We start from the raw sequence: 20,352 nt of genomic DNA on the forward strand, positions 1-20,352 counted from the left end.
AAAACTCTAAAAAATCTTGTTTATTAAATTTGGATCTAAAAAGTAATGCTAACGGTGTATGCATGAAAATTACCCAATAATCCAATATCACGAAATGCATAGTCAATTTTAATATTGTTGTTTCCTAAATAATTTACAAGAAATCCTGCCCCAAATGACCAGCCATATTCTGAATCTACCATTAAAAGTCCTTTATATCCGCTTCGCAACGCAAATCTTCCAACTCCGGGTAATGTAAATAAATATTCGCCGCCAATATTTAAATGTTCACTATTATTATTTGGATGCAATGCATCAATAGATAAAGTAACTTTATGATTTTCTGAATACAACAAGTAACTTGAAACACCAATTCTATAAATTAAAGGTAATTCCCATCCTGTTGTTTCGTATCTTGCAGGAACATATTCAAAATTACCTCCTTCATCCGGTGCTTCATCAACTGGTCTTTTTAGATCAATTCCATCAAATTGCATTTTTGTACCATAATTTGAAATACTCATCCCAATTTTCATTCCATTATCTTTACTTCCAGTCCAAGATAAAAATGATGTATTTACAATAGCTCCAAGATCAAAAGCAACTGCACTTGCCGATTCGTGCCATATTCTTGATGTAATATATTTTCCTGAAAAACCAAATGAGAACCAATCTGCTAATTTTCTACCATATGATAAACTTAAACTTAAATCTAATCCATCAAATTTTTCTCCGGTTCCTTCTTGTGAAAGAATGGATGTTACATCTTCACTTCCATAACTTACAAATACAAGTCCAAAACCAAAAGTCCCCAAATTTTCATCAACATAACCTAATCCAACAAACGAAGAACTTATGTCTGCAATCCATGGTTGATGCATTACCATCAATTCATTTTTATTTAAATATCCTAAACCAGCAGGATTCCAATATATTCCAGAAACATCATTTACCATGCTTACGTAACTATCTCCCATTGAAATACCTGCCCCACCAAATCCAAGCTCTAAAAAATTAGCACTCGTGGTTCCAATTCTATATGGTTTTTGCGCATGCAAATTAGGATTTATCAAAAAAACTAAACCCATTATAAGTACTGTAAAGTAAATGTTTTTTTTCATCACTGATTCCTTGATAAATTTCTCTTTTCTAATTAAATGTTATAGAACTAATCCAATACCAATTTTAATTTCCCTTGGAGTTGAAAGCATATAAGGATTTTGAATTGAATCATAAATATCATTGTAATTACTAATAAATGTTGCAAAATCGACAGGATAAACAATACCAGTATATGCTCTTCCAGTTGAAGAATTAACAAAAAGTTCATTTTTTCTATCAAGTAAATTATATATTGATAAGAAAAATCGAAGTACACCTATATCAGAAATTGTTAGATCATAATGACTTGAAAGATCTATTGTATAAGTTGTAGGTCTTTCTGAATTGTTTGGATACAAGGTTTGCTTTGCTAAAGGACTTATGGATACAGGCGTAAATGTATAAGGTCTGCCAGAATTAAAATATCCTGTTAGCGTAACACCATAATTTTCTTTTTCATATCCTAAACTTAAATTAGCAGTATGTCTTTGATCCCAATTTAACGGAACTAAATATGGAACCGGATCTAAACTTTGTCCCAATCTACTATATGTTGTAGTTGGGTCATCAGCATTTCCTCTTGTATACTGTAAGGTATAGTTTAAGAAAATTGAAAAAGGACCTGTTTCATAGTCAAATTTTAGTTCAAAACCCTTCGCATTGCCATAATCTTTATTACTGTAAAGTCCGTATTTTATTTGATTATAAGTAGTATAAACAACAGCACTTCTAAGATCATAAATGTCTTTATAGTAAACAGATAATTCCAGACCCATTTTAGGGAAAAGTTCCTGCCAAATTCCCATTTCATAACTAACAGTTTTTTCTGCTTTAATTAATGGATTTCCATGTACAGTTTGGAAATCACCTGGAGGAATTAAAAATCTATGATTATCATATAGTGTGTACAATGGAGGCATTTGAAAAAAATGTCCGTAACTAAAATGTAAAACAGCTGCACTTCCGAGAGTATAAGATAATCCAAATCTTGGACTAATCTGCCATTGGGCTGGAGCTTGCAGATTGGTTGACATTCTTTCAGTATCCAAAACCGGATTCCCATCGTTATCATAAACTATATTATCATTCTCATCCAATTCATAAAAAAGTAATTGATTTGCCGGATTTCTTCTCTGTGAAGGATACAAAGTATTCGAATTGAAATAATCATATCTTAATCCTAAATTGATAACCATTTCATCAAATTCCATCTTATCTTGAATGTATCCGGAAAATTCATAAGGTTCTTTTTTATATGTATCCATTTCAATTGCATCTTCTGGATATAGTTCTGTTTCATATGGATAAAATTCAACTTTACCAGTTACTTCATTATACCAATAATAGTGAGCCAATGGAGTTCCCCTTAAAGCATTCTGTGTAAGAACTGGTAAATTTTCTACTTTATGATGCGTAAAAAGAAATCCAGTTTTTATTGAATGGGCATTATTAATTTGCCACACTAAATCATATTTGGCATTCATATCAATTAACAATCTTTCAGAATGTTCTCTATCTTGTCCACCAGTTGAAAAGCCTCCCATACTTGTATTATAACCTGTATGAACATAGCGCGGATCAAATGGATCTTCATATAAATATGTATATTGATCATTATGTACATAAGAAAGTTTTAAATCATGGAATGCACTTTTTGATATAAAATGATTAAATTGAATCAATCCCATTTTAGATTCGTTATGATATGTTGCTCTTCCATCTGGTTTGTATTTGTAAACATGTCCGCTATTAGGGTTTTCTGAATAATTTAAAGTACCCATTACTGATGCTTTAAAATCTGTAGATAAGTTAAACGATAATTTCGCCATTCCAGAATAACTCATATTCGTATTTATTGGAACATACTCATTGTCTCCAGTATGTTCTGAATAATAAGTCAATCCGTTGGCATCAAAATCCCAAGGAGTATTAATATCAAAATTATTTACAGTAGTTGAATTACTATAATCGTCAACATTAAATCGTCTAATTCCATTTATATGACCAAGAGAATTCTGATATCTGAAGTTTGTAAAAAAAGTTATAGCTTCTGGAATAACCGGACCTTCAAATTGTAATTTATAATCTTGATTTCTTGCTAATTCTGAACTCTTTAATCCAATAAAAACATCAGTATTTGAGGTATAAAAATTAGAAATATGTGAAGAAAATGATGCTTTAAATTTATTTCCGCCATCTTTAGTAACAACGTTAACAATTCCACTCATTGCTCTTCCATATTCAGCATTAAATGTACCCGTTATAACTTCCAAATCTTGAGCAGCTTCTTTTTCAATCGAAACAGTTTTATCCGTTCCAGCAAATGATTCATTTACTTGCATACCATCAATAAGGTAAGAAACTTCTGTTAATCTTCCGCCTCTAAAATGTCCGTCCACAACTCCAGCCTGCATTGATATAACTTGATCAAGGTCTTCTACAGGAAGCATTTCAATTTGCTCTGAAGAAACATTTTTTACAGAACTCGTTTGATCCTTTTTTAAAGACAATCGATCAGCAACTACAACAACTTCTTGCCCAACAATAAGAGTTTCTTTTAGTCTAAAGTCAATATTAGAAGTTCTATTTACGGATACGATTACTTCATCAACTCTTTGAGCTTCATATCCCATCATTTGAACTTTTAAAGTATATTTTCCAGGTGAAACATTAAGTATATAGTATTGGCCATTTATATCCGTAGCAGCACCAGTACCTGTTCCTTCAATAATTATATTGGCAAATGGTAGAGGCGCACCACTTTCAGCATCAACCACACTACCCATAATTTTTCCCGTTGTTTGTGAAAAAGTATTATTCTGCAATAAAGTTAAACTCATTACAAACACGAGCAACATTAAATAATTCAATTTAGTACACACTATCATAACTCCTATTTAATATTTATAATATTGTGGTTAATATAACTTCATAAAATGGTTAAATTATTTTATCTAATTCCAAGCTAGATTATTGTTTCTTTTCTTCTGTAAATTTTAAGGCTAATTCATTTAGAAGTTTTTCATTATACAAAATTTCAAATTCAGATTTATACTCATTAACTAATTCATCATTTCGTTCATACATTAATTTTTTTTTCAATTCATTTATGATACTTGCTTTTACAGTTTCAAATTCACCTTTCCAAATTTCTCTGTTTTTATCATAGTGATCTTTTGCAATTTCTGATGTAACTTGGATTTTATCAGAAATTTCTTCCTTTAAAAATTTAGAATATAATGCTCTGTTTAATTTATTTTCTATTTGATCCTTTATAGATTCTTGTTTATATATACCTTTTTCAATTGCGTCTAAATATAAAACCAATTGATCTGCAAGATCTTTTATAAAAACTTTAATATCTTCTTCTGTTATTTTATCAAATTTACTGAATTGATTAGCTCTATTGAACAAATAGAAAAACAACTCAATTGAAATATTTTGTTTTGATGTTTTAATAACGTAACTATCAGATGACGAGCCATCAAATTTTAATCGATCAAAATAGCCATTTTTATCAGTTGTAATCACGAACGAGTTAATGAATTTTTTATAATCAATGTCAACGAATTCAGTTTTATATATTTTTATTAAACTATCCGTATAAAATTTAATTTGCTCTATCTTCTTAACTCCTTGATAATCTTTAATAAGAGTTTGCACAATTTCCTGCATTGGTTTTGCAGATATATTTTTTTCTTTTTTTAATAATTTGATTACAGCCCAAAATGGCGGAGTGTAAATTGGTTTGCTAACTTCGCCAATATTCATATTTTCTAATTGGTTATAAATTTCTATCGGAACTGATTCCCCATAAGTTTTATTTTGATAGTCTATTTTACGAGGGAAAATATTTTCCATAGCTTCATTTTGAGGTTTAAGATTATTTCCTTTTAAAAGGAATTGAAACATTGTATCTGCTAAATGATAAGATGAATTTTGAATAACAGTAAAATCATATAAATAATTTTTTCTATCATAGAAATTTTTGAGGTCATTATCGCTAATAAATAATTCCTTGCTTTGTATAGGATTACTTGAAGCTAAGGCGTTCATTTTAAGCTCAAGTAAACCGTTCACAATTTGAGGATCTTTATCAAAGTTTAAATCATAAGCTTTTTGGATAAATAGGTATTCCGGTAAGAAAATTTTATTTATAAATTCCTTTAAAATTTCAGAAGTAAACTGAGAGTTTTTTCCATAGTCACTTGATAATTTATAACGTCTTTCAAAAACACCTTTTCTAAGTCCAATATTTTTAAGTTGAAGGACATTTTCATCACTAACTATCTTATCTGAACAGCTTATAAAAAAAAGAAGAAAGAATAAAAAAATAAGTTTATATAAATTTTGTAAGCTTGTTTGCATATTTACCTTTGACTTCTGAGAAATACTAATTATATGTTAATACTTAAGCAATTTGTAATAAATTCATCCATAATAAGTTTAGAGATGAAGTTAATACAACTTGTTACATTCAAAAAAATAATGAACATTAAAATATGTGATATAAATATTATTGGACGAGGTTAACACACTCGCCCAATAAATTTTTCTTAAGATATTACTTGAGTAACATCATCTTTTTAGTTGAAGTAAATTCACCAACTTTAATTGTATAGTAATAAACTCCAGATGCTAAATTTGAAGCATTAAAATTAACTTGATGAGATCCAGCTTCATTAACGCCATTTACTAAAGTAGTAACAAGTTGACCAATATTGTTATAAACTTTTAGAGAAACATCTGATTTTGATAGTAATGAATATGAAATAGATGTAGTTGGGTTAAATGGATTTGGATAATTTTGGTTTAATTCTAATTGAGCTGGAACAAAATCTTCAACAGCTGTTAATAAATCTGCAACCGGAACAGCTTTGTAAAGAATTTGTGCATAATTTGCTTCATCAGATCTGATTGGATAGCTGAAGTGTTTTCCACCGCCGTTCCACAATACATAATTAGCTTGATAATCATCAGCATAAGTTAAGATTCTATCACGTCCGCCCCATGGATCACTTGTCCACATTACATGTAATTTGCCATTATCAAAAACTGCTGAAACGTCATTTTCATCTAAATCAGCTGTTTGAGTTAGGTTTGTTTCATTTGTCCATGTTGCACCATCATTACTTACAACAGAAAAAACGTCATTTTTATAAGCATAATAGTTATGACCAAATGCTTGGTCAACGTCAATTAAATCTTCAACTGGAGCTGCCATTTGTTCAAAAAGTAAAATAAATTTAGGTTCACCTTCTGCGGCTGCATTATTTGCAACTAATTCCAAGTTACCAATAATACCATCAGCATAAGCATTACCCATATAAGACATTCCACTATCAAAAGCTGCGTAATTGAACCATTTGTAAGATTCACCTGTTAATGGATACATAGCTTCAGCAACTACATTATGTGTTCCACCAATTTCTGTCCATGACATAACTGTTGGTTTAGCTTTTTCTGAACCATCATAGAACATTGCTTCTCTATCGCCGGACCAAGAAGCATGATTTCTATTCCATGTATCAATTCCAGTATTAACAGTATCTAACCAATGTTCGCGATATGTAGCAGTATAAACAACAACTAATTTATCATTTACATCATATACTATTTGAGCATCAGTATATGGTCTAGCAGCATTTGCTTCATATAATTCAGGCAACCAATTTTTTGCAGAAGTTGTATCGAATAGAGGAATAATTGTTCCATTATCCATACCTGTATAGAAGTTATCATCCCAAAGGTCTCCACCAAATGTACCTTTATGAATCCAAATTTGATTAAATGAATGTAAACCAACTATAGCAACTTCTGATCCATCAGAATTTATTGCAACATCAGCTCCTTCAAGTGCATTCATATGAAGAGCACCTGGAATGTTTCTACCAGGAACATCACTTCCAGCATCGGAAAAATACATTTGATAAATTTCACCAAAGGTAGTTCCGTCAAAATTCCAATAAGCTAAACCTTCACCGCTAGGGTTTGTTAAAACACAATGAGCAATACCTTGTGCTTCGTCAACAACCATAGCAAATGGGTTTGCATACCAATTATCTGCATAATAGTTTTTATCTGTTTGTAAACCTAATGATTCAATTCCTGTTCCAGCGGCATTTACTTTGGACATAGCTTGTAAATGCATTGCAGGACCATAGTTGTAACCACGACCACCAACACCAGTATAAATGTAAACTGGAGCACCTTCTTTTCCACCACCAATAAAGGAAACAGCTGGCATGATTTCAGCAGCCGGGTCTTGTGAAGGTACGTCTAAAATTAACCCACTAGTTACATTTGCATATTTTACTTGATAACCAGTATCAGATGCAGTTACTTGAGTTTTAGTATAAGTAACATGAACATCACCGTCACTATCAACAGTGATTTGTTTTCCGATTGTACCGACATACCAATAAAAGAAGAAGTCAGTACCAGTTTTATCAACTAAAGTTGCATCGGATAAAGCTTGTGAATAAATGTTTCCTACCATCAAAAATGCGGCAAGAATTGTAAAGATGAATTTCTTCATTTTTTTTCTCCTATTTCTTTTAGAAAGTTTTTTAAATAAAATAAATAAATAACCTTAATATTTCCCTCCTTTGGTTTTGTTAATTAAATAATGCCTCAATATATTATAAAAAAACAAAAATTCTATTCCAGAAATTTTTCTATTTTTTTGCCATAATCTAATTTATTATCTGTCGTAATTATTGGGAATGATGGAACAACTCTTGAAAATGGTTGATCATTGTAATTTACATTCATGTCTATACTCGTTAAATCAATTTCATTGAAAGCTTCAACATCTATTTTTATTTTTTCACTGTATTTAGTCTGTAATGAATCAATATATTTATTTAGGTATTCCTCTAAAACTTCCACATAATTTAGTTCTTTTACACTATCAGGTAAAACAGATTTAAGATATTTTTCTTTTTGATACATATAACTAAGATTATCTTTCCACATGTTTACATTTCTTTTTACAACATTTATTTCATCGTAATTTCTATCATAAGCTTCTTCGGTTAAGTATTTATCTTTTATTAAATCCATAATAGCAAACTGTAACTGCTGCCCAAATTCCTTGTTCTCCATATTTTTTACTCTGAATACAAGCGGATGAATTTTAACTTCTTTAGCAAAGTTTTCAACTGTATAAATTTTATCATTAACTTTAAAAAATGGTTGAGTTTTTAGTTTACTAATTTTTTTTGCAATAGACGAATAATCTACTTCTTTTGTGTTTACCTGCCAAACCGTATTGTTTAACATATCTTCTTTTTGTTTATCAGAAACTAAGTACAATGGCCCTAGTAAATTAGCCATTTTATAAAAAACTTCCGGGAAAAACTCTATTTTTTTTCCTTCCATTTTGTCTAATATAAATTCGGTGTATAAGTCTAATGCTTTCCTTGTATGATACTTTTCACTAACATCTTTCCAACGATCATTAAATTGCTTTTCAACAATTATTGGAGTATCTAACCAACCATTTATTTTCACTAAAAGATATTCATTTTTAGTAATTTTTATTGGTCCAATAAACTGATTTTTCTTTAATGGGTATGAAAACATAGAATCAAGAATACTGTTATGCTCATTAAATGACCATGGTACTTCACGAGATGGAACTGTATCAACTCCAGTTATTGTATAAAAAATATCTTCAAAAGTTCTTTTCTTTGTTAATATTTCTTTACTTATATTGCTTGCCATTGAGCTATCAGGAAGACTAAAAAAAGAAACTTTATATTTTCTTCCAGCTACCTGCACAGTTTTTAGAATTGAGGCTGTATCTAATTTCACTTTTTCATCAGCAACTTTTGAATATAGCCATTGCCTCATGGCTTGTTCTTTCAATCCTTGTAAATATAATTTTACATTTTCAGATTTCAATAATTCATTTGAATTAGTTGCTTCCAAAGCAAGTAATTTTTCCGCAATCAATGAATTTAAGATAACCTTTTTATCTAAGTTATTATTCCCTTTGCAATAAGCTGGTCTAACAGTGTATTCCGCTCTTCTTATAAATTCACTTACTGAAATTGTAACATCTCCAATTTCTACAAGTATTTTTTCTTCAGGTTCATCTTTTTTACTATCACCGCATGAAAAAAGAAGTACTAAACTAAAGAAGATATATATATGATAATTTTTATATTTCATTAAGCTTGCTTAAATAATTTTACAATGATATTCAAATATTCTTCTACCTATAAAACCTTAATGTTCTAAAACCATAAATTGAAATAACAATGAAACTAATAAAGGGTAAAATAAATGAAAAATTAACAGCCGGCATTCCGGCAAAAACTCCCAAATCAATTATTGATCCTTGTAATGGCGGCATTAAAGCTCCGCCAACAATTGCCATAACTAAACCTGCTGCTCCCAAAGTTGTATCTTCTTTTAATCCCTCTAATGCAATTCCGTAAATTGTTGGGAACATTAATGACATAAATGCTGAAGTTGCAATTAGACAATATAATCCAACTAAACCAACTATAAATATTGTGCCTAAAGTTGTAAGCATTCCGCCAATTGCAAATAACATTAACAGCAATCTTGAGTTTAGATATTTCATCAAATAGGTGCTGATAAATCTGCTCGTGAGAAAAATTACCATTGCTATAATATTATAATTTTGTGCTTCGGCTTTTGTAACTCCTAAATTTTCCGCATACTGAATTATGAACGTCCAGCACATAATTTGTGCTGCTACATAAAATACTTGGGCAATTACGCCTTCTCTATATTTTGGATTTTTAATCAATCTTTTGAAAGAATCAAAAGGATGAATTCCGTTATCTGTTTTATTTGTCACCGGCATTTTGTATAGATAAATTACAACCATAACAATAATTACAACGAGACCAAGTATAATATATGGATCGCGAATAACTGCCAAATCATTTGTACGGATTACTGCTTTTTCAGTTTCACTTAATGAACTAAATATTAGTTCTCCCGAATCATTTCTTAAATCCGATTTTAATGATGTAAGTATAAAATTTGATGCTACAAACATGCCCAACAAAGATCCAACCGGATTAAATGATTGTGCAAAATTTAATCTTCTTGTAGAAGTTTTTTCATCACCCATTGATAGAATATAAGGATTGGCTGTTGTTTCTAAAAATGCCAAACCAAAAGTTAGAATGTAAAGTGAAATCAAAAAGAATTCAAAAATTTCATATTTTGCTGCGGGATAAAACAATAAAGCACCAATTGCATAAAGAAGTAATCCTAAAAGAATTGCTTTTTTGTAACTATATTTTTGTATAAAAAGTGCTGCTGGAATTGCCATTGTTGCATATCCGCCATAAAATGCAAATTGAATCATAGCTGCTTTAGCCGCCGATATTTCCATAACCGTTTGAAATGCTGCAACCATCGGATTTGTAATATCATTTGCAAATCCCCATAATGCAAACAAAGTTGTAACTAATATAAACGGAACCAAAAAATGTTTTGGAACAATTTTAGATTTTACTTTAGCATTTTTATTTACTTTATTAATATCCATAAAGGATTTTAATTCCCCTTAAAGTAAAGAATTGTTTTCTATTATAAATGTATCAAGAATTATATTTTCGACTTTACACTTTTTATCTTTGGATTCCATTTTCTTTATCAAAAGTTTCATAGCTTCATTTCCCAAAGTTCTGGTTGGATAATCAACATATGTTAATTTGGGATAAAGCATTTCTGCAAACTTTTTATGATCAACAGCAACAACGCCAATATCTTCAGGAATAGTTAATCCTAATTCGCGAACGGCTTCATAAACACCTTGTGCAATCATTCCATTTCCACAAAAAACTACTTCGGGCAATTCACCGGATTCATATATTTGCTTAAATCCATTATAACCATATTCCGGAAAAAATTTTCCAAAAATCACCCATTTATCATTTATGTTTAAGTTATGTTTTTTCATTGTATCTAAAAAACCTTCTAACCTAAATCCTCCGTCACTTTTAAGATCTCCGGAAATGTGTGCAATTTTTGTATAACCTTTTTTAATAACATATTCCGTTAATTTTTGAGCAGCTAAAAAATCATCAAATCCAATCGAGTTATAGCCAACAAATCCAACCGGTCTTCCAAAAAAGACAAGAGGTTTTCTTCGCTTTTTAACTTTTTCAAAAATTTCCGCTTCAACTGTATCAAGTGTTTGGCACAGAAGCAAACCGTCAACATTCATAGAAAGTAATTTGAAAATATTTTCGCTCTCTATACTGCTCTCTTCTCGCGAGACTGTTAAAATAATATGATATGATTCTTTTTCTGCAACTTCCATCATTCCTCTAACAATAGAGGAAAAGTACATATTTGTTATATCCGGAAGAATTACACCAATTGTAAAAGTTTTTTTCTCAGTTAAATGTCGTGCTGTCAGATTTGGAATATAATCCATCTCTTCCGCAGTTTTTCTAACTTTTGATTTCATTTCAGAAGAAATATCAGGACTATCTTGCAACGCTTTTGTAACCGTTACTCGAGAAATTCCTAATTTATCCGCTATGTCCGATTGCTTTACATTCATGTAATTTTTTACCAAATTAAAAAACACTTACACGTGTAAGATGAAATTTACTTACTCGTGTAAGATATATTATTTTATTTAGTTTCACAATATTTTATTACAAATTTTAATCAGAAATTTATGCTTAACAAGGAAGTGAGTTTTAACCAATTTTTATTAAAAAAATATTCTAAATCAATTTTGAATATTTTTTTTAGCCGTTTGATAATAATTCTCCCAGTCTTTACTAATTACCGGATTAAATACTTTTATCTCAACAGAATTTGAAATTATTTTTCTTCCGGAAGAAATATCTTTTATACAATTATTTGCAATTGCCTGAACTAAAATATTTCCAAACGCTGTTGCTTCAACCGGTCCGGCAATAACTTTTAATTTGGAACAATCCGCAGTAAAATGGTTAAGCAAATCATTTTGAGATCCGCCGCCAACAATATTTAAGGTGTCAATTTTTTTGTTTGTAATCGAGTTAATATTTTCAATTATAATTCTATATTTTACAGCTAAACTTTCCAAAACCGAACGAACATATTCAGCTTTATTTTTTGGTTTTAATTGATTTGTTTTTTTGCAATAATTATTTATTGCTTCAATCATACTTTGTGGATTAAGAAAATCCGATGAATCAACATCAATAAAACATTTAAACGGATTTGCTTTCTCAGCTATTTTATTAAGCTGAATGTACGAATACGAATTTCCTTCTTTTTCCCACTCTTTTTTTAATTGCTGAATAATCCACATTCCCATTACATTTCTTAAAAATCTTATTTTTCCGCCGACTCCGCCTTCATTTGTAAAATTATATTCAAAAGATTTTTTATTGATTACCGGTTTATCTGTTTCAATTCCAATTAACGACCAAGTTCCGGAACTTATAAAAGCCCAATTATTTTTTAAATTAGGAACTGCTGCAACTGCGCTTGCCGTATCGTGACTTCCAACTGCAATTACATCAATATTTTTTAATCCTAAGGAATTACAAATTGATGAATTTAAATTTCCGATCTTTGTTCCGGGAGAAACAATTTCGCACATAATTTTTTGGGGAATTTTTAATCCGCTGAAAATTTTACTTTCCCAATTTTTAGTTTTAGCATTCAATAATTGAGAAGTTGAAGAAATTGTATATTCAGATTTTTTTTCACCGGTTAATAAAAAGTTAAAAAGATCCGGCATAAATAAAAGTTTATCAGCAGATTTTAGAATTTCACTTTTACTTTTTACCATGCTTAATAATTGAAATGCAGAATTGATCTGCATGAATTGAATTCCCGTTAAGTTATAAATCACATCTTTCGGCATTAGCTTAAAAGCTTTTTCTAAAATTCCATTTGTTCGCGAATCTCTATAAGCGAAAGGATTTCCAAGAAGTTGATTGTCTTTTGTAACGAATCCAAAATCAACTCCCCAAGTATCAACCGCAATGCTCTTAATATCACTGTGGCCCTTCTGAATTGCTTTCGATATTCCAGTTTTCAATTCTTCAAATAATTGCAAAATATTCCAATGAAGACTTCCGTGAACATTTACCGGACGATTTGGGAACCGATGAACTTCTTCTAATTTAATTTTATTATTTTCTAAAATTCCAACAATCGCGCGACCACTTTCTGCGCCAAAATCAATCGCTAAAAATTTATTTTGTTTCATAATTTTATAGAAAAATGTAAATGAGTTTTTCGGTTTTACTTTTAATCATCAATTAAAATAACTAATAATTTTCGCGGACCATGTGCGCCTAAAACCAAGACTTTTTCAATATCGGCAGTTCTGCTTGGTCCGGCAACAAAAACCATATTCTTTGCTTTTTCTTTATCAATAATTTCAAATAATTTAAATTGATTTGCGAGCAGATTTTTAACTTCAACAATTGCAATTACAAAATCGCAAAGAAAATGCGGATAACTCGTTTTACTGTTATCATAATAAAAAACTAATTGAGCAATATCCGAAACGGCAAAATCAGCTTCAACAACTGAAGTTTTTATATTACTTATTTTTTCTTTTCTCTCTTGCGACGAAAATACATTTGCAACAATAAAATGAAATTTGGGATTCGATTTTTCAATTTGATCTTTTACTTTTCTGCATAAATTTTGATTTGTTGTTGCAATCTCAAATTCATTATCTGAATTTAGAACTCTTCTAATTTCTTCCAAAGCTTTTTCGAAAGTTTCAGCCAAATAAAATTCTGCATTAATTTTTATTAGTTCATTTTCAAATTGTTTGATTAGTTCAGATTTGCTTTCAATCAATGTTGCTTGAATTTTTGAGAAAAGTATTTCTTCGGTTTCCGGAAGAATTTCTTCTTTCACAAGTTTATTTCTTAAAGCATTTTTAACTTTTGTTAATATTATATTTTTACTGCTCATTTATTTTTCGGATCATTTAATTCATAAAATTGTTGGCGAAAACCTTTTTTATCAATTCCCGGAAAACTTCTTTTTTTATAATATCCCGGAATTTTCATAAATTCATTCGGAATAATATTCTGAACATTTTTTACACTCCATCCAAAAAATCTGTAAAGTTTTGGCTTTGTAGAAACGTAAGCCCAAGTTTTAATAATTAATTTCTCTAGTAATTTTGATTTATCTTTTTCAACAACTTTTTTTCTCAATTCAAGAATGTGTTCCGGTAATTTAATTTTAACCGGACAAACATCACCGCAAGCTCCGCACAAACTTGATAAAAACGGTGCATCTTTTCCTTCCAATTCACTTAAGTATTGCGGAATAAGTGTAATTCCGATTGGTCCCATGTAAACCCAATTGTAGGCATGTCCGCCAATTTGCTGATAAACCGGACAAACATTTAAGCAAGCTCCGCACCTAATACAGTAAAGCGTTTCCCGTAATTTTGGATCGGCAAGAATTTTTGATCTTCCGTTATCCAACAAAATTATATGAACTTCTTCCGGTCCTTCGCCATATTTTTTATTGCTCGGTCCTCCGATAAAATTTACATAAGTAGAAGATTTTTGTCCCGTTGCGCTTGGTGCTAAAAGTTTAAGTAAATAAGGCAGTTCATTTAAGCTTGGCAAGAATTTTTCAATTCCCATTAAAGCAACATGAATTTTGGGAAGTGTTAAACTTAAATGAGCATTTGCTTCATTTTCAACAACGCAAAAAGTTCCGTTTTCAGCAAAAGCAAAATTCACTCCGGAAATACTCATTTCAGCTGTAAGGAATTTTTCTCTTAATTTTTTTCTTGCAACAAGTAATAATTCTTCCGGAACATTTGTAAAAGGAGTTTTTAATTTTTCAGTAAATAATTTTCCAATATCATTTCTACTTAAGTGCAGCGCCGGCGCAATTAAATGCGAAGGAACTTGGTTGTTAAGCTGAACAATATATTCACCAAGATCTGTTTCAACAGTATCAATTTTGTTTTCTATTAAAAGTTCATTTAAATGAATTTCTTCCGTAGTTAATGATTTAGATTTAACAATTGTTTTAACATTATTTTTTTTTGCAATATCTAAAATTATTTGCTTAGCCTCATCTCCATCAACAGCCCAATGAATTTTAATTCCATTTGCTTCACAATTTTTTTCAAAAAGTTCTAAATATTTATCAAGATTTTCAATTACATCTTTTTTGATTTTGTGAGTTTTATTTCGCAGTTCTTCCCAATACTGAATTGACTCAGTTGTATTTATTCTGCTTGCGGAAGTTGACGCAGTTGCATTGTAAACCGCTTTTCTTAAATTATCATCAGCTAAAGCTTCAGCAACATGTTTTTTTATTTCAAGTTTTTGAGTTTGCACTTTTTATTAAAGTCCTAAGCTTTGTGATAATAAATCGGCAATGTGAATTACTTTTACATTTAATTTATTCTTATTAATAAATCCGTCAATATTCATTAAACAGCTTGAATCCAAACCGACACAATATTCAGCATTTGTATTGATAATGTTGTTACATTTTCGTTCAACCATCGCAACTGAAACATCTTCATATTTAAAAGAAAATGTTCCGCCAAAGCCGCAGCAAACATCGGAATCATTCATTTCAATTAATTCCAATCCTTTAATCATTTTCAAAATTTTTCTTGGTTCGGATGAAATTCCCAATTCTCTTAAAGCATGACATGAATCATGAAAAGTAATTTTGTGGTTAAATTCTGCTGATGAAAAATCCACTTTTAAAACTTTTTACCAAAAATTCAGTAAACTCAAAAATTTTATTTCTAAGTTTATCATATTTTTCGATTAACGATTTATCAAAATTAATTTCTTTATAATGATTTTTGACCATTCCAACACAAGATCCGGAAGGTGCAATCACATAATCATAATCTGCAAAAAGTTTTATAAATTTTTCTGCAAGCGGAATTATTTCGTTTTGATATCCGGAATTAAATGCGGGTTGTCCGCAGCAAGTTTGATCATCAACATAAACGGTATCAACTTTAAGATATCTTAATATTTTTACCATTGATATTGCTGCGCTTGGGTAAATATGCTCATTCAAACAAGGAATAAATAATGCTACTTGCATAGTTTAATTTTCTTATTCAAAATTTTTTATTTATTTCCGTACAAAGGACCAAAACTTGAGCAAGCTCTAAAATCAGCGCCTTCTAATCCTTCGGTTCCGAAAGCATTCCATGAGCTTGGTCTAAAAATTCTGCTTTCTTCAACATTATGCATATTTACAGGAATTCTTAAAATTGATGCAAGAGTAATTAATTCTTCTCCAATATGACCATAGCTTGCAACGCAATGATTTGCTCCCCAATTTAACATAACCGAATAAACATCCGTAAAAGCTCCTTTGCCATTTAGCTTTGGAACAAACCACGTTGTTGGCCAAGTTGGATCGGTTCGTTCATTTAATTTTTTATGAACTTCATCCGGCAATTCAACAGAATATCCTTCGGCAATTTGCAAAACCGGACCAAGCCCGTGAACAATATTTAATCTGCTCATTGTTAAAGGCATTCCGCCTTCTGTTAAAAAATTTGATGAAAAACCTCCGCCTCTGAAATATCCTTTTATTGAAGGATACCAAGTTGTTGCTTTCAAACATTTTTCAGCTTCTTTGGAAGTAATTTTCCACCAAGGTTTCATAGCCGGTTTATTTTTAATTTTTTGCTTTCCTGTTCCATCAAGCGTTGCCGAACCGGAATTTATTAAATGTATTATTCCATCTTTTGCTAATCCGGTTAATTTATGACCGGTAACTCGTTTAACAGATTCTTTACTCCAGAAAGTTCTTACATCTGCAAAAATTTGTGCAGAGTTTGTTAATAAATGTCCGAAAATCATTGTTGCGCCATTAAGACTATCATTTTCTGTTGCAACAATATATGGTTGTCTAATACCTTTCCAATCAAATGAAGAATTTAATATTGCTTCCGGAAAATCTCCGTTTGGAAAATGATCTGTCCAATGTCTTTGTCCTTGAAATCCCGACACAATTGCATTATGTCCTTGAGCTTCTTCACCAAATCCAATTTTCTCTAATGCTTCATTTCCAATCATTAAATCTCGAATAATCAATGTCATCTTTACAACTGTTTCCCATTCGTATTTTCTTCGTTCATCCGTCAGCTGATGTTCCTTTTTATTTTTATCTTTTCCTTCTTTGCAATTTTCCAAAGTCCATTTTAAAGCAGTTTTAAATTCTTTTTCATCATAAATTTTTTCGTCAATTCGTCTTACAATTTCCGTCATATCAACATATTCATTTCTCATTCCCAAATATTTATTAAAGAATTGCGGATCAACAACAGAGCCGGCAATTCCCATTGAAACACTTCCAATAGATAAATATGATTTACCTTTAATTTCTGCAACAGCTAAACCGGCTTTTGCAAATAATAATAGTTTCCTTTTAACATCTTCGGGAATTGACAAATCTCCTGAATCTTGAACATCTTTTCCGTAAATTCCAAAAACGGGCAATCCGATTTGACTATAACCGGCTAGCGCAGCGGCAAGATAAACTGCTCCGGGTCTTTCGGTTCCGTTAAATCCCCAAACAGCTTTTGGCAATAAAGGATCAGAATCCATAACTTCGGTTCCGTAACACCAGCTTGGAGTTACCGTAAGCGATAATCCAACTCCTTCTTTCTTAAATTTTTCTGCTGATTCTGCAGCTTCAGCAACTCCGCCAATACAAGTATCGGAAATAACGCATTCAACCGGAAAACCATTTGAATGCATTAAATTTTCGGATAAAAATTTTGCGGCGGATTTTGCAATTGCCATTGTCTGTTCTTCTAACGATTCTCTTACGCCTCTTCTTCTTCCGTCAATAACTGGTCGAATTCCAATCTTAGGTAAAGTTCCTTTTAATCTTTTTTTTGGTTCCAAAGTTTTCAATTCCATTGTATTTTTCTCAGTTTAATTTTTTGCAGAATTTTTCAGAATTACTTTTTGGGTTTCTCTTGCCACAACAAGTTCTTCGTTTGTATCCAAAACTAATGCATAAAATTTTGAATTTTCCGTACTGATGATTTGCTTATGCATTTGATTTGATTCTTTATTTAATTCAAAACCCAAAAATTTTAAAGTATTTAAAACTTCTTCTCTAAGTTCCCAATCTTTCTGACCAATTCCCCCAGTAAATGTGATCGCATCAATTCCTTCCATTAAAATTATGTATTCACCAATGTATCTTTTTATATCATAAATAAATTTATTTCTTGCGAGCAAAGCCCGTTTATTATTTTGATTAATTGCTTCTTTAATTTCTCTCATATCCGCAGAAATTCCCGAAAGTCCTTTCAATCCGCCATTTTTTGAACATTCTTTCAAAGCTTCATCAAGTGTAATTTTCTTTTTTTCCATAATGTATGGAAGAACGAATGGATCAATATCGCCAATTCTTGTTCCTTGAATTAAACCAGTTTGAGGAGTAAATCCCATCGATGTATCAATCGATTTTCCATTTTTAAAAGCACAAATTGATGAAGATCCTCCAAGATGAACAGATATAATTTTGTGATTTTCTTTATCCAGATTTAAAACTTTTACAGTTTCGGAAGTTATAAATCTGTGCGAAGCTCCGTGATAACCATATTTTACAACACCAAATTTTTCAATCCATTCATACGGAACTCCGTAAACACGTGCGTAATCGGGAATATCAACGTGAAATCCCGGTTCAAAAACTCCAACTAAATTTGTATTAGGCAGCAAATCACGAAACATATAAATTGCTTCAAGATACGGTGGATTATGAGCCGGAGCTAAAGTTGAGTAATTTTCCATCGCTTGCAAAACTTCATCATCAAGAATTACTGAACCATTTTTATCACCGGCTTGAATTGTTTTAAATCCAATTCCGTCAATTTCATCAATGCTATTTAGTAATTTATTTTTTGGATCAAGTAAAAAATCCAAAGAAAGTTTTACGGCGTTTTTTAGAGTTGGAACTTTAAATTTTTCTTGAGAAATTTTTTCATTTCCAATCCAATAATTTATGATTGCATCGTCTTCTCCGACTCTTTCAACGTATCCTTTTGCTAATTGTTGTTCGTTTTCCATTTCCAACAATTGGAATTTTAAACTTGTTGAACCGACATTGCAAACAACAATTTTCATAATTATTAGCCTAAATTTTTCTTTTATTGTAATTTCTTTAGAATTGCATCTGTTATTTCATTAACAAGTTTATTTTTTTCCGAAATAGATAATTTCTGAAAATCAAAACTGTCATTTGTTTGGTTTGTATTTATATCACAATTGCCATCTGTCTCGCAGCTAACACATCCAACATTTGTCCTTATACCATATTTCTCACGCTGGTCTGTTAATTTTTTAACTTGATCTTTATTTAAAGTATTAATTGTCCCAACTTGTTGAGCAACAAAAGCAATATGTGCAAAATGTTCCAGAGTTTCCATTTTGTGATAAGCATTTAGAACATCCTTCCCAACTGTTAATGCACCATGATTTGCCAATAAAAATGCATCATAATCTTTGAGTAAAGGAACAACAGGTTTATAAAATTCATCAGTTCCCGGAGTACCGTATTCAACAATTGGGATATTTCCCAAAGCAATTATTACTTCCGGCAACACACATTTATCCAGCGGAATTCCGGCAACTGCAAATCCTGTTGCATATGGTGGATGTGAATGGCAAACGCTTCTTACATCCGGTCTATCTTTATAAACTTGTAAATGCATAAATACTTCAGATGAAGCTTTTCTATCACCATTTAAAACTTTTCCGTTCATATCAACAACAACCATAGTATCTGGCGAAAGATAACCTTTGCTTACTCCCGTTGGAGTTATAACAACTCTTTCATCATCAACTTTTGCGCTTATGTTCCCATCATTCGATGCAACATAACCACGGTCATACATTCTTTTACCCACTTCTACAATTTGCTTTTTTAGGGTAATTAGATTATAACTCATTTTAATTCTCCTTTAGTTTTACCTTATTTACTGCTTGGTAAAATATTTTCAACATCAGCATGAGGTCTTGGGATAACATGAACGGATACTAATTCACCTACTCTTTGTGCGGCTGAAGCGCCGGCATCAGTTGCTGCTTTTACAGCGCCAACATCACCTCTAACCATAACTGTTACATAACCACCGCCAATCATTTCTTTTCCTAAAAGACTTACATTTGCAGCTTTTACCATTGCATCAGCGGCTTCAATTGCTCCGACCAATCCTTTGGTTTCTATCATTCCGAGTGCTTCTAATTTCATTTTATTTCTCCTTTATATTATTATTTG

At 30.9% G+C, this 20,352-nt stretch carries 14 protein-coding genes and 1 pseudogene; all 15 read right to left on the reverse strand.

All coding sequences use genetic code 11. The features are described 5' to 3' along the window. Positions 1–35: 35 nt before the first annotated feature. On the reverse strand, positions 36–1,100 hold the full coding sequence (locus IPH62_17380; GenBank protein MBK7107048.1) for a PorV/PorQ family protein: 1,065 nt from the start codon (positions 1,098–1,100) through the stop codon (positions 36–38). A gap of 39 nt (positions 1,101–1,139) precedes the next feature. Further along, positions 1,140–3,920 (reverse strand): TonB-dependent receptor, encoded by a 2,781-nt coding sequence (locus tag IPH62_17385; protein ID MBK7107049.1) that lies wholly within the window; start codon positions 3,918–3,920, stop codon positions 1,140–1,142. Positions 3,921–4,050: 130 nt separating this feature from the next. Then, positions 4,051–5,448: a hypothetical protein gene (locus tag IPH62_17390; protein MBK7107050.1), complete on the reverse strand. Its 1,398-nt coding sequence runs from the start codon at positions 5,446–5,448 to the stop codon at positions 4,051–4,053. 196 nt (positions 5,449–5,644) lie between these two features. Further along, positions 5,645–7,618 carry a T9SS type A sorting domain-containing protein gene (locus IPH62_17395; GenBank protein ID MBK7107051.1) on the reverse strand — a complete coding sequence of 658 codons (1,974 nt, stop codon included), beginning with the start codon at positions 7,616–7,618 and terminating at the stop codon, positions 5,645–5,647. A 122-nt stretch (positions 7,619–7,740) separates the two neighbouring features. Beyond that, positions 7,741–9,258: a hypothetical protein gene (locus IPH62_17400; protein ID MBK7107052.1), complete on the reverse strand. Its 1,518-nt coding sequence runs from the start codon at positions 9,256–9,258 to the stop codon at positions 7,741–7,743. Between the two features lie 43 nt (positions 9,259–9,301). Beyond that, the gene (fucP, locus tag IPH62_17405; protein ID MBK7107053.1) at positions 9,302–10,618 is read right to left on the reverse strand and encodes an L-fucose:H+ symporter permease; all 1,317 of its coding nucleotides are present in this window, start codon (positions 10,616–10,618) and stop codon (positions 9,302–9,304) included. An 18-nt stretch (positions 10,619–10,636) separates the two neighbouring features. Further along, the gene (locus tag IPH62_17410; GenBank protein MBK7107054.1) at positions 10,637–11,641 is read right to left on the reverse strand and encodes a LacI family DNA-binding transcriptional regulator; all 1,005 of its coding nucleotides are present in this window, start codon (positions 11,639–11,641) and stop codon (positions 10,637–10,639) included. 174 nt (positions 11,642–11,815) lie between these two features. Then, positions 11,816–13,294: a rhamnulokinase gene (locus tag IPH62_17415; GenBank protein MBK7107055.1), complete on the reverse strand. Its 1,479-nt coding sequence runs from the start codon at positions 13,292–13,294 to the stop codon at positions 11,816–11,818. A 41-nt stretch (positions 13,295–13,335) separates the two neighbouring features. Then, the gene (locus tag IPH62_17420; protein MBK7107056.1) at positions 13,336–14,016 is read right to left on the reverse strand and encodes an LUD domain-containing protein; all 681 of its coding nucleotides are present in this window, start codon (positions 14,014–14,016) and stop codon (positions 13,336–13,338) included. Next, on the reverse strand, positions 14,013–15,413 hold the full coding sequence (locus tag IPH62_17425; GenBank protein MBK7107057.1) for an iron-sulfur cluster-binding protein: 1,401 nt from the start codon (positions 15,411–15,413) through the stop codon (positions 14,013–14,015). Before IPH62_17425 ends, IPH62_17420 begins: the two co-directional genes overlap by 4 nt. A 6-nt stretch (positions 15,414–15,419) precedes the next feature. Next, positions 15,420–16,146 (reverse strand): annotated as a pseudogene (locus IPH62_17430) ((Fe-S)-binding protein). Positions 16,147–16,172: 26 nt separating this feature from the next. Next, positions 16,173–17,981: an L-fucose isomerase gene (locus tag IPH62_17435; protein ID MBK7107058.1), complete on the reverse strand. Its 1,809-nt coding sequence runs from the start codon at positions 17,979–17,981 to the stop codon at positions 16,173–16,175. 15 nt (positions 17,982–17,996) lie between these two features. After that, positions 17,997–19,199, reverse strand: coding sequence for an acetate/propionate family kinase (locus tag IPH62_17440; protein MBK7107059.1), 1,203 nt, complete (start codon positions 19,197–19,199; stop codon positions 17,997–17,999). Between the two features lie 23 nt (positions 19,200–19,222). Continuing rightward, complete coding sequence (locus IPH62_17445) at positions 19,223–20,023, reverse strand: class II aldolase/adducin family protein (GenBank protein MBK7107060.1); 801 nt, start codon at positions 20,021–20,023, stop codon at positions 19,223–19,225. 23 nt (positions 20,024–20,046) lie between these two features. Next, a complete protein-coding gene (eutM, locus tag IPH62_17450; protein ID MBK7107061.1) occupies positions 20,047–20,325 on the reverse strand; it encodes an ethanolamine utilization microcompartment protein EutM in 279 nt (92 codons plus the stop codon). Positions 20,326–20,352: the final 27 nt, after the last annotated feature.

It is taken from the genome of Ignavibacteriota bacterium (assembly GCA_016708125.1).
Taxonomy (GTDB): domain Bacteria; phylum Bacteroidota; class Ignavibacteria; order Ignavibacteriales; family Melioribacteraceae.